Here is a 9,584-nt window from a genome sequence, read left to right as displayed (position 1 = left end):
ACTACATCTTCAACGGCACCCTGGCCGTCGCGGCAGTCGTCATCTGGCTCCGCGACACCGTCCAAGAGCCATCAGAAACGCCCTAGGCCACCAGCCGCTACGAGGTCAACGGTCGCACCTACGGATTCAAGGGCTCCGGGACCGTGTTCCCCGACGGGGGAGAGGACATCGTGCGACTCGATCGGAACGAGTACGCGGCCCTCCAGCAGGTATCCAAGGCCAAGGGCGACCTCGATGCCGCGCCATAATTGACCCGAAACCCGCGCTTCACCCAGGAACCCACGCGTCGTCGAGAAGGCTATGGCCAAAGGCGCCGAGCTGCTGAAGTTGGCTGTGGAGCCCTTGGATAAGCGGTTCCTGGAACTGACGGTCCAGGACGACGGCTGGATGAACAAGCTCCCCGAGTCGTCGAAGCCGGACCACATCGCGTCCGAGGGCCTCGGGTGGTGACACCACCGCCCGGATCCGCTCCCCTGGTGAACGCCCGGCGGCAGACGCGACGGTCAGTGCGGGGCAAGCGACCGGGACCTCGGGTGACCGAGCCGGTGTATCGCCACAGCGGTGGCAGTCGTCGTGGTGATGGCCGCTGTGGCACGATCCCCGCCGGATCCCGGCCGAGCAGGAGACCGGAACTCCGCCCGCTGGGAGCCATCTGGGAGCCAACCCGCTCCCCAAGCCCCTTCGGCACCACCCAAGACCACCCCACCCTAAAGCTCTGAACAGGCAAAACAGCAATCCAACCGGTGATGATCACGACCGAACCTCATTCGGGACGAAGAGGTCGTGGGTTCAAATCCCGCCACCCCGACAGCTGAAACAGCAGATGAGGCCCGGTACTGAGAAATCAGTGCCGGGCCTTTTCCGTTGTCACCCTCTATCGAGCGACAGGGCTTCCGCCGGAGAGCGGTGGTGGAGGGCCGGGGAGCAGGCCCTGACCCGCCGCCGTCGCGACCGCTGCCGCCCTGCTGTCCACGCCGAGCTTGGTGTAGACGGCGCTGAGGGCGCTCTTGACCGTGCTCGGGCTGATGCCCCGGCGGGCCGCGATCTCGCGGTTGGAGAGGCCGGCCGCCACGAGCCGGACCACGTCGGCCTCGCGGGGCGTGAGCACCGGGGCGCTGCCCTGGGGCCCGGGCAGGGCGTGGCGGGAGACGCCGGGGCCGAGGACCGTCTCGCCGCGGGCGACCGCGCGGACCGCGGCGAGCAGCGATTCGGCGGACGCCTCCTTGCCGAGGAATCCGGTGGCGCCGGCCCGCAGCGCGGAGGTCACCGTCTGCGCGGTGACGTAGGCGCTGAGGACGAGGACGGCGGGCGCGGGGTGCAGCGCGCGCAGCTCGCGGACGAGCCGGATGCCGCCGTCGACGCCCGCACCGAGGTCGAGGTCGACGACGGCGACGTCCGGGGCCTCGGGGCGGCGGGCCGCGCGCAGGGCGTCGGCGGCGTTGGCCGCCTCGGCCACGGGCGACAGGTCGTCGACCGTCGTGAACAGGGTGCGCAGGCCGATCCTCAGCGCGGGGTGGTCGTCGACGACGAGGACACGGATGGGGCGGGTGCGGCCGGTCCGGGCGGGGGCCGCCTCGGGTATGCCACTCAGTACGTCACTCATCCGCGCCGCTCACCTACGTCTCCCTCGGCTACGTCTCCCTCGGCGAGCCCGCGCCGCAGCCCGGCGCTCAGCTCGGTGCCCGAGCCGGGGCGTGACACCACCGTGAACGTGCCGCCGAGGCCCTCGACACGGTGGCGCAGGGAGCGCAGGCCGTGCCGGTCGTCGGGCACCCGGGCGGGGTCGAAGCCCCGGCCGTCGTCCCTCACGGTCATGGTCACCTCCTGCGGCTCGTAGGTCAGCGTGGCGGTGACCTGATGCGGCCGCGCGTGCCACAGGGCGTTGGACACCGCTTCCTGCGCGAGCCTCAGCAGGGTGTGTTCCACGTCGGGCGGAAGCGGGCCGGGCTCGCCCGAAGTGTAGAACGCGATCTTCGGGGGGCCTTCCGCGCCGGGAGCGGAGGCGGCCCTGCCGTCCACCCGCCAGCCCGCGGCGAGGGCCTGGCGCACCGCCGACAGGTGCTTCTCGACCGTTTCGGGGAGCGTGCCGTCGGGGGCGCCCGCCGGGCGGTCGGTGTGCGCCGAGTCGATGAGGACGCGCGCCTCGCGCAGGCCGAGGTTGGTCAGGTCGAGGGCGGCGTGCGTCGCCTCCGCGGCCCTGGCGGGGGCGGCGGTCAGGGTGCGCTCCGCGCCCTCGAGGAGCAGCTTGACGCCCGCCAGGTACTGGGCGATCGAGTCGTGGACCTCGGCCGCCATTCGGCGCCGCTCGTCCGCCTGCCCGGCGAGCCGCTGCGCCGTCGCCAACTGCCCGCGGTCGTCACGCAGCTGACGGATGACCGCCTCGGCGGAGCCGCGCAGGCGCTCCTCCTTGCGGAAGGCGAGGACGACCAGGAGCAGGGCGAGGAAGGCGCCCACGACGACCATCTCCTGGTCCCCGACGGTCGCGGGCCCCCGCCGCGTGGTGACCGCCGCCGCGGCGACCGCGACGACCGCGACCCCGAGCGTGCGCAGCCGGGGCAGGAACATCAGCACGACGAAGTACAACGCGGCGACCAGGACCCGGAACTGGGTCCCCGTCAGATCGAGCCAGAGCCACAGGCCGAACAGGGCCGCCAGCCAGCCGAGGGTGAAGGGGTCGGTCCGGCTCGCGAGCCGCAGGGCACCCGGGTCGGCCCCCGAACGGCGCTCCGCGACCGGCGCGAAGCAGTACACGAGGCCGAGCGCGAGCCCTGCCCCGACGCGCCACTGCTCCCCCGACACCCCCGCCACGACGGTCCGCACCAGGCCGACGACCAGCAGGACCAGGAACGTGGCGTGCAGCGGCGACGTCACCAGGCGCGCGAGCCCCCACCGTCCGCCGGGACTCCGCGCGGGCGGCTCCTGCGCGGAGACGAGCGTCGCGTCGCTCATGCGTGCCCCTATCAGCTGCCGCGGCCCCCCGTCCAGGGCCGGGTGGCCGCCCTTGCGCACCCGGGTGGACCGCAGCACACGGCCCGGTGGCCGGTGATCGGGCGTACCGGATCTTCAAAGATCAGTGATGACATGCCGGACGCCCACGCGAGGCGCCCGACGCCCGCGCGGCACCGAAGGAGGACACACATGGCGCAGCCGCGGACCGCGGGCGGCACCCGGCTGCAGTCGGTGGAGCGCGCCCTGCGCATCCTGACGGAGGCGTCCCGCCACCCGGAGGGGCTGACCGCCAAGCGGCTCGCGCGGTTCCTGGACGTACCGCTGGCGACGACTTACCACCTGCTGCGCACGCTCGCGCACGAAGGCTGGCTGGAGCACACCGAGGGCCGCTACCGGGTCGGACCGGGCGCCTTCGCCTTCGGTCGCACCCTCGCGGGACCCGGTGAAGGCGGCGATGAGCAGGGCGTTTGCAGAGTCTGAGATCTCGACGGATCTTCCCCGGGCCATCCGGTTGATGGGGGTCGTCGAGCGCCGCAAGAATCACGACGTTGCCCAGAAGCGGCGGGGGCGCTGAATGGATGCGGACGACATCACACCGGGTTCCGGCGACGCGCCCGACACCCGTGACGCGCCGGACGAACTCGTGGGTGTCATCGCGGCGATGGCCCGGTGGGGCGACGACCTGTTCCACCCCGTGGAGGTGGAGCTGCGGTTCCGGCTGACGGATCCGCTGGCCGTCACGGTGACGGCCTGGGGCGGCGCGGAGGCGGGCGTCCCGGGGTCCGTGCTGTGGCCGTTGTCGCGGGACCTGCTGCTCGACGGGCTCGAACGGGCTGCGGGCGACGGCGACGTACGCGTCGCGCCCTATCGCGTGCCCGGCCGCGACCAGCTGGTCATCGTGGACCTGCGCAGCGCGCCCGGCGAGCCCCAACTGGTCCTCACTCACGACGCGTTGGCCCAGTTCCTCGTCCGTACGGAGCGGATGCTGCCGGAGCGCGAGGGCCGCCTCGAAGGGCTCATCGACCGCGCCCTGCGGGATCTGGCGCCGGGGGACGACACCTGACGACAACAGCGCCCGGAACGGCCGAAGCCGTCCCGGGCGCTGTCCGTCCGAACTGGTGCCGGCTGACTAGCCGTTGGCGCAGACGTTGCCCGCCGCCGGGTTGAGCGCGGCGATCAGGTTGAGCGAGTTGCCACAGGCGTTGATCGGCACATCGACCGGAACCTGGATGATGTTCCCGGACAGCACACCGGGGCTGTTCTGGGCCACACCGGTGGCGCTGGCGCCGTCGGGGCCGTCCACCGCGGAGGCCATGGCAGCGGATCCCATGACAGCGGTCCCGGCCAGCACGGCCGCGGCCGCGAATGTGCGAAGACGCATCGTTGCTCCCTTAAGAGGTGAGGGAATATGACGTGCCAATCACACCGTGAATACGCCATGAATCGGGCGAATTGCGCCATCGGGGGGCGTGTCCGTCAGCTCGTCCAGAAATCCCACCAGCGGGTCGGGATCACCATGCCGACGCCGTCGTCACGCGCGCACGCGCCGGATGGGCAGCAGGCAGTGCGCGGCGGCCGTGAGGGTCTCCTCGTCGCCCGCGAACTCCTCCAACTCCTTCTCGGTGACCGGGGAGCCGGGCGTCGCGGTGGGCCAGACGCGCGTGGTGAACAGGAAGTACGCGCTCTTGCGGGCCTCCGCCGCCGCCAGCCACTCGGGCGGCACGGGGCACTGGGCGTTCAGGAGCGGCATGGTGACGACGGCCTGGCCCGCCTCGACCAGCAGGGACACGGGGAACCGGGGCCGGCTCGTCGCGTCGTGGACGACGGTGCCCACCGTGAGGTCGTTGGTCTCCAGGAGGCCCCGCACGGCCGCTTCCGCGGCCTCGGGTCCTGCCGGGGAATCACCCATGGAATACGCGAGGAGAAAGGGCGTGTCACCTTTCCCGTCGGGGTGTTCTCCACTCCAGGCGATGACCGCCAGAGTTCCCAGGTCGGCTGCTCGAAATGCGGGGCCACTGCTCACTGTTGAAGTCACCGAAGAAGCCTAGCCAGACGCGGTCGGCACACCGGCCACGGTTCACTCGCCTGGCGTAACGCATTCCGAGGATGAAATACCGAAGGCTGGTTCGGGAACCCGAGGTCCCGAACCAGCCTTCGACGAGTGGCCCGCCGTACGAACCTACTGACCGGCGGGGAGACCGCCGAGCAGGCTGCCGGCTCCGGAGCCGGAGCCGCTCTCGTTCAGCCCGTCGACGGCGCCCGAGACGGTGCTGACGGCGCCACCGTCGTTCTTCGGGTCGAGCAGGTTGCTGTCCACCGGCGCGACATCGAGCGTCGGCTGGCTGGTGATCGTGTTCACCGCGCCGTTCAGGCTCATCGGAGTGAGGTCCGAGGCAAATGCCGGAGCGGCGGCACCGACAATCGCCATCGATCCGGCGACAACGGCAGCAGTCTTCAGAACCTTCATTGTTTATGCCTTCCCTCGACAACTCGCGTCGTCGGTTTGGAACATTCGCTTCTGATTGCTCAACGAGCGTCTCGACCTTGGGGTGTGCGTCATTGCGCCGAAACCCGAAGGAACCGCACACCCGGAGGAGCCGCACAACGGAGCAGCCGCCCCTCGGGGAGGGGCGGCTGCGGAAGAGTCGGGCTGTGCCCGTCAGTCGTTGACGCAGGTGTTGCCGAACGTCGGGTTCAGCAGGCCGATGACGTCGACGGTGTTGCCGCAGGCGTTGACCGGCACGTGCACGGGAACCTGCACGGTGTTGCCCGAGATCACGCCGGGGGAGTTGGTGGCAGCGCCCTGCGCGCCGGAGTCGGCGGCGGCGACGCCGGCCGAGCCGGCCATGGCAGCGGCGGCCATTGCGGAAAAGACGACTGCCTTCGCGGTACGCGACATGAAGCATGCTCCTTGGAGGTCGTTCTGTTCGGCCAGCGCGGGTGCCTGGCACGTGGTGCAACGGGGCGGCCGTACAAGGGGTTGCGGTTCCGAACGGGTGACTGGCCGTCGCGTCGCCCCTTTGGGGTGACGTCGTCAGCGAACGAGTGAACCGGTTCTTGTGGGGCGGCGGGCCGATGGTCCACTTGGGGCCGTCATGAGATTGGCCGCGCCGCCTTCCTGTCAGCCGTCGGCTCCACGCCGTTGGGAGGGCGGCCCCCGACCCGGGCGCCCCGTGACTCCTCCGGCCCGGCGCCCCATGACAGAGCTCGGGCCGCCGGCGAATGCGGAAAGCCGGCGGCCCGAGCCGTGTGCGCGTTGGGCCGATCAGCCGTTGTGCACACCATTCCCGGCGAGCACCGGGATGTCGCTCAGGACGTGCGAGAGCGGCTCGTCACCCTTGGCCTGGGTGGAGTTCTCGGTGCACTGCTGGTTCTGCGGCGCCGACAGGATCGGCACGTCCTGGACGGCGACCGGCACGAGGCCGACGAGCGAGCCGACGTTGCCCTTGACGGGCAGGCCGATGCAGGGCTTGTTCAGGGAGCCCTGAACGAGACCGAGCTGCGGGCTCAAGTCACCGGCGGTGGTGGAGTTGCCGTAGCTCTGCGACGAGCCGTTCCCGCTGGTCGAGGTCGTGCCACCGTCGTCGCCGATGGCGAGCGCCTGCGGAGCGGCTGCGGCGGAGACGCCGACGACGGAGACGGCGACCGCTGCGGCGGCCATGGCCTTCTTGAGCATGGTTCTGTTTCCTTTTCTGACGGACACCGGCTTACTGCACAGAGCGCAACTGCGAAGGGCCGAAATGGTTCCGCATATCCACCCGATCGGACAGGCATCGGCGTCCGCTCGATCACCCGTGCCCCTGCCACACAGCCCGTACTGGCGAGATTTTCATTTCATCGAACCCGGGCCGGAATCGGAATCGATCGCAGCCACGTCCGAGTGAACGTGAGCAACCGATGGCGAGGTAGGGAGTTGATACAAGTGCTCCCAGACGGAAAAAGAAGGGGAATTTCCTCATGCTGAAGAAGGCCATGGCTGTCGCGGCGGCCACCGCATCTCTCGTCGGTGTCGCGGCCGCCGCCGCCCCGTCGGCCCTCGCCATCGGCAACGACGGTGGGACCACGTCCGAGAGCGGCAACAACGCCTCGCAGACGTACGGCAACTCCGCCACGTACGGCAACATGAGCCCGCAGATGGCGCTGATCCAGGGCTCCCTGAACAAGCCCTGCATCGGCCTGCCGGCCAAGGCCAACGTCGGCTCGCTCGTCGGCGTCGTGCCGGTCGCCGTCCAGGACATCCCCGTCCTGTCGGCGCCGCAGAACCAGCAGTGCACCGAGAACTCCACCCAGGCCAAGGGCGACGAGCCGCTCTCGCACGTCCTGGAGGACATCCCGGTCCTCGCGGGCAACGGCGTCGGCAACAACTGACGATCCGTTGCATGAATCGGGCCGCCGCGTCGGCGGCCCGGTCTGCCGTTCCGGCCCGGGCCGGAAATTCAGGTAGCTGTACGAGCCTTTTGATCCGTCGCATCCGGATGTTCGGGAGGTCGCGCACAGTGCCGAATTTCCTGCGATTGGCTCGCGCGGGAATGGTCCGAACGGGTTTCGGTCCGCAACTGCCCGGAATGCAATCCAGTTGACCAGACGTAGCTCCGCATCCGGAGCGCGCGTATCGAAAGGGAACCACCCCATGAAGAAGCTCTTCGCAGCCGCCACGATCGCTGTTTCCGTCGCCGGCCTCTCGGCCGTCGCCGCCCCGTCGGCCCTCGCCATCGGCGACGACGGCGGCACGACGTCCACCAGCGGCAACGGCTCGTCGCAGACCTACGGCAACTCGGCCACCGCCGGTGACATGAGCCCGCAGCTCGGCCTCGTCCAGGGCTCCCTGAACAAGCCCTGCGTCGGCCTGCCGGCCAAGGCCAACGTCGGCTCGCTCGTCGGCGTCGTGCCGGTCTCCGTCCAGGACATCCCCGTCCTGTCGGCGCCGCAGAACCAGCAGTGCACCGAGAACTCCACCCAGGCCAAGGGTGACGAGCCGCTCTCGCACATCCTGAGCGACATCCCGGTCCTCGCCGGGAACGGCACCGCGAACCACTGAACGGACTGAGGGGCGGTCGCCGGGACGCGTAACCGCCCCTCTCCGTACGGGATTTCGTACGCCAGGCACGCCAAAGGCGGTGGACCGATCCGGTCCACCGCCTTTGGCGTGCGCGCGCTCGCGCTACTGGATCGCGGGGATCAGTCCGGTGACCGGAGCCACGAGGTCGGTGGCCTGGTGCAGGTCGTTCAGGTGGTTGAGCCCGGAGAGCTGCTCCGCGGTGCTGGGCAGCTGCTCCTGCTGGTCCGCCGGAATCGCCATCGTGGACAGCGAGTCGAGGGTGCCGGTGGGCGAGATGGGTTCGGCGGCCTGGGCCGCGGGGGCGGCGGCGGCCGCGGCTCCGACGGCGAGGAGGACAGCGGTGAGGGCGCGTCGAGTTGAGATCATGTCGGGTTAACGGTGGGCGGGTCCCGGCGGATACGGGGTTCGCGGGGCGCCCACCCGTCAGGGCCAATCGTTCGAGGGTCGTCGTCCCGGTGCGGTCGTCGGGTGCCTACGTCTCGGGGCTCCGCCCCGGACCCCGCTGCTCAAACGCCGCAGGGGCTTGATTTACCGAGGGGGCGTTCAGCAGGGCTCGGACCTCTGTCGCTCTTCGGAGGCCCGCCGGGTACGGGAGGGACTGGGCCAGGTCTGTCGCGCGGGTCAGGGCGTGGGTGGCCGCTTGGGGGGAGGCCAGGTGGGAGAGGGCTGCCGCGTGGGCCAGGTGGGCCTCCACCTCGGCGAGGCGTTCGCCGGTCCGCTCGGCGCGGGCGGCCTCCGCTGTCGCGAGTTCCAGGGCCGCCTCGGGGCGGCCCGCGCGGAGCTGGGCCCAGGCGGTCAGGGCCGGCGCGTCGTCGGGACAGTCGGCGAGGGCACGGAGGGCGGCTTCGGGGTGGCCGGTGCGCAGGGCGAGTTCGGCGCGGGCGGCGCTGACCTCGTAGCGCGCCTGGCGGTCGCCCAGGTGGTCGGCGGCGGGGGCGGCGCGGTCCAGGAGGTCCGCGGCCGCCGACGTGTCCCCGGTACGCAGCCGGACCAGCGCCAGCGTCGCGAGCGCGTACGGCAGGCACCAGGCGCCGTCGCCCTCCGCGAGCGCCACGGATGCCTCGGCGCGCGCGGTGGCGTCGTCGAACTCCTCCAGCAGGAGGTGGAGTTCGGCCAGGTTCAGACGCTCGAAGGACGCCGCCGTCGGGTTGCCCGAGCGGTCGGCGAGGTCGAGAGCGCGTTCGCCGCTCTCGACCGCCTCGCGCAGCCGACCGTGGCGGCGCGCGTTCTCCCGCAGCGTGGAGAGGACCGTGCCGAGCAGCGTCGGGTCGCCGTACGCCTCGGCGGGGGCGAGCGCGTGGTCGCCGGCCTCGCGGGCCTCGGTGAGCCGGCCCGAGAGGCCCAGATTGGTGGCCTGGAGGGCGTAGGAGCGGGCGAGCAGGCCCTGGCCGTGCGGGCCGGGGACCTGTCGCGCGGCGTCCAGGGCCAGGCGGGCGGCCGCGTAACCGTCGTCGTAACCGCCCCGGACGCCGTGCAGCATGGCGTGGGAGAGGTGGTGCACGGCGAGGGGTTCGGGGGCGGTCGCCGGGGCGGCCGGGTGGGCGCGGAGCGCGTCGGCCGCGGCGTCGAGGGCGCC

At 71.3% G+C, this 9,584-nt stretch carries 13 protein-coding genes and 1 pseudogene; 5 read left to right on the top strand and 9 right to left on the bottom strand.

All coding sequences use genetic code 11. The features are described 5' to 3' along the window. Positions 1 to 300 precede the first annotated feature (300 nt). On the top strand, positions 301 to 450 hold the full coding sequence (locus OKJ99_RS06095) for a hypothetical protein (RefSeq protein WP_326014722.1): 150 nt from the start codon (positions 301 to 303) through the stop codon (positions 448 to 450). A 424-nt stretch (positions 451 to 874) separates the two neighbouring features. Here OKJ99_RS06095 and OKJ99_RS06090 read toward each other — a convergent pair whose 3' ends face one another. Next, entirely contained in the window at positions 875 to 1,603 is a 729-nt protein-coding gene (locus tag OKJ99_RS06090; protein WP_326014721.1) for a response regulator transcription factor, read from the bottom strand. Further along, a complete protein-coding gene (locus tag OKJ99_RS06085) occupies positions 1,600 to 2,949 on the bottom strand; it encodes a sensor histidine kinase (RefSeq protein ID WP_326014720.1) in 1,350 nt (449 codons plus the stop codon). The genes OKJ99_RS06090 and OKJ99_RS06085 overlap by 4 nt, the downstream gene beginning before the upstream one ends. A 189-nt stretch (positions 2,950 to 3,138) precedes the next feature. On the opposite strand from OKJ99_RS06085, the gene OKJ99_RS06080 reads away from it, so the two are divergent. Next, positions 3,139 to 3,429 (top strand): helix-turn-helix domain-containing protein, encoded by a 291-nt coding sequence (locus tag OKJ99_RS06080; RefSeq protein ID WP_326014719.1) that lies wholly within the window; start codon positions 3,139 to 3,141, stop codon positions 3,427 to 3,429. A 94-nt stretch (positions 3,430 to 3,523) separates the two neighbouring features. After that, positions 3,524 to 4,012 carry an SsgA family sporulation/cell division regulator gene (locus tag OKJ99_RS06075; protein ID WP_326014718.1) on the top strand — a complete coding sequence of 163 codons (489 nt, stop codon included), beginning with the start codon at positions 3,524 to 3,526 and terminating at the stop codon, positions 4,010 to 4,012. Between the two features lie 66 nt (positions 4,013 to 4,078). Here the strand turns inward: OKJ99_RS06075 and OKJ99_RS06070 are convergent, their stop codons facing one another. From OKJ99_RS06070 to OKJ99_RS06050, 5 genes are all read right to left on the bottom strand, one after another. Next, the gene (locus OKJ99_RS06070; RefSeq protein WP_326014717.1) at positions 4,079 to 4,330 is read right to left on the bottom strand and encodes a chaplin; all 252 of its coding nucleotides are present in this window, start codon (positions 4,328 to 4,330) and stop codon (positions 4,079 to 4,081) included. Between the two features lie 150 nt (positions 4,331 to 4,480). Beyond that, complete coding sequence (locus OKJ99_RS06065; protein WP_326014716.1) at positions 4,481 to 4,984, bottom strand: DUF5949 family protein; 504 nt, start codon at positions 4,982 to 4,984, stop codon at positions 4,481 to 4,483. A gap of 144 nt (positions 4,985 to 5,128) precedes the next feature. Beyond that, positions 5,129 to 5,416 (bottom strand): hypothetical protein, encoded by a 288-nt coding sequence (locus OKJ99_RS06060; protein WP_326014715.1) that lies wholly within the window; start codon positions 5,414 to 5,416, stop codon positions 5,129 to 5,131. 192 nt (positions 5,417 to 5,608) lie between these two features. Next, positions 5,609 to 5,848, bottom strand: a complete 240-nt coding sequence (locus tag OKJ99_RS06055; protein ID WP_326014714.1) for a chaplin — start codon at positions 5,846 to 5,848, stop codon at positions 5,609 to 5,611. 366 nt (positions 5,849 to 6,214) lie between these two features. After that, positions 6,215 to 6,625 (bottom strand): rodlin, encoded by a 411-nt coding sequence (locus OKJ99_RS06050; protein WP_326014713.1) that lies wholly within the window; start codon positions 6,623 to 6,625, stop codon positions 6,215 to 6,217. 281 nt (positions 6,626 to 6,906) lie between these two features. On the opposite strand from OKJ99_RS06050, the gene OKJ99_RS06045 reads away from it, so the two are divergent. Together OKJ99_RS06045 and OKJ99_RS06040 are read left to right on the top strand one after the other, a co-directional pair. After that, positions 6,907 to 7,317, top strand: coding sequence for a rodlin (locus OKJ99_RS06045; protein WP_326014712.1), 411 nt, complete (start codon positions 6,907 to 6,909; stop codon positions 7,315 to 7,317). A 262-nt stretch (positions 7,318 to 7,579) separates the two neighbouring features. Then, positions 7,580 to 7,987, top strand: a complete 408-nt coding sequence (locus OKJ99_RS06040; protein ID WP_326014711.1) for a rodlin — start codon at positions 7,580 to 7,582, stop codon at positions 7,985 to 7,987. Between the two features lie 123 nt (positions 7,988 to 8,110). Here the strand turns inward: OKJ99_RS06040 and OKJ99_RS06035 are convergent, their stop codons facing one another. Beyond that, entirely contained in the window at positions 8,111 to 8,374 is a 264-nt protein-coding gene (locus OKJ99_RS06035) for a hypothetical protein (RefSeq protein ID WP_326014710.1), read from the bottom strand. A 106-nt stretch (positions 8,375 to 8,480) separates the two neighbouring features. Then, positions 8,481 to 9,584: pseudogene (locus OKJ99_RS06030) on the bottom strand (hypothetical protein); the annotation flags it as partial.

The organism is Streptomyces endophyticus (assembly GCF_035798155.1).
Lineage (GTDB): Bacteria > Actinomycetota > Actinomycetes > Streptomycetales > Streptomycetaceae > Streptomyces > Streptomyces endophyticus.
This window is presented reverse-complemented; position numbering and strand designations above follow the sequence as displayed.

Coding starts and splice junctions, on each gene's coding strand:
- OKJ99_RS06095 (WP_326014722.1), top strand. CDS start 301: ATGGCCAAAGGCGCCGAGCTGCTGAAGTTGGCTGTGGAGCCCTTGGAT.
- OKJ99_RS06090 (WP_326014721.1), bottom strand. CDS start 1,603: ATGAGTGACGTACTGAGTGGCATACCCGAGGCGGCCCCCGCCCGGACC.
- OKJ99_RS06085 (WP_326014720.1), bottom strand. CDS start 2,949: ATGAGCGACGCGACGCTCGTCTCCGCGCAGGAGCCGCCCGCGCGGAGT.
- OKJ99_RS06080 (WP_326014719.1), top strand. CDS start 3,139: ATGGCGCAGCCGCGGACCGCGGGCGGCACCCGGCTGCAGTCGGTGGAG.
- OKJ99_RS06075 (WP_326014718.1), top strand. CDS start 3,524: ATGGATGCGGACGACATCACACCGGGTTCCGGCGACGCGCCCGACACC.
- OKJ99_RS06070 (WP_326014717.1), bottom strand. CDS start 4,330: ATGCGTCTTCGCACATTCGCGGCCGCGGCCGTGCTGGCCGGGACCGCT.
- OKJ99_RS06060 (WP_326014715.1), bottom strand. CDS start 5,416: ATGAAGGTTCTGAAGACTGCTGCCGTTGTCGCCGGATCGATGGCGATT.
- OKJ99_RS06055 (WP_326014714.1), bottom strand. CDS start 5,848: ATGTCGCGTACCGCGAAGGCAGTCGTCTTTTCCGCAATGGCCGCCGCT.
- OKJ99_RS06050 (WP_326014713.1), bottom strand. CDS start 6,625: ATGCTCAAGAAGGCCATGGCCGCCGCAGCGGTCGCCGTCTCCGTCGTC.
- OKJ99_RS06045 (WP_326014712.1), top strand. CDS start 6,907: ATGCTGAAGAAGGCCATGGCTGTCGCGGCGGCCACCGCATCTCTCGTC.
- OKJ99_RS06040 (WP_326014711.1), top strand. CDS start 7,580: ATGAAGAAGCTCTTCGCAGCCGCCACGATCGCTGTTTCCGTCGCCGGC.
- OKJ99_RS06035 (WP_326014710.1), bottom strand. CDS start 8,374: ATGATCTCAACTCGACGCGCCCTCACCGCTGTCCTCCTCGCCGTCGGA.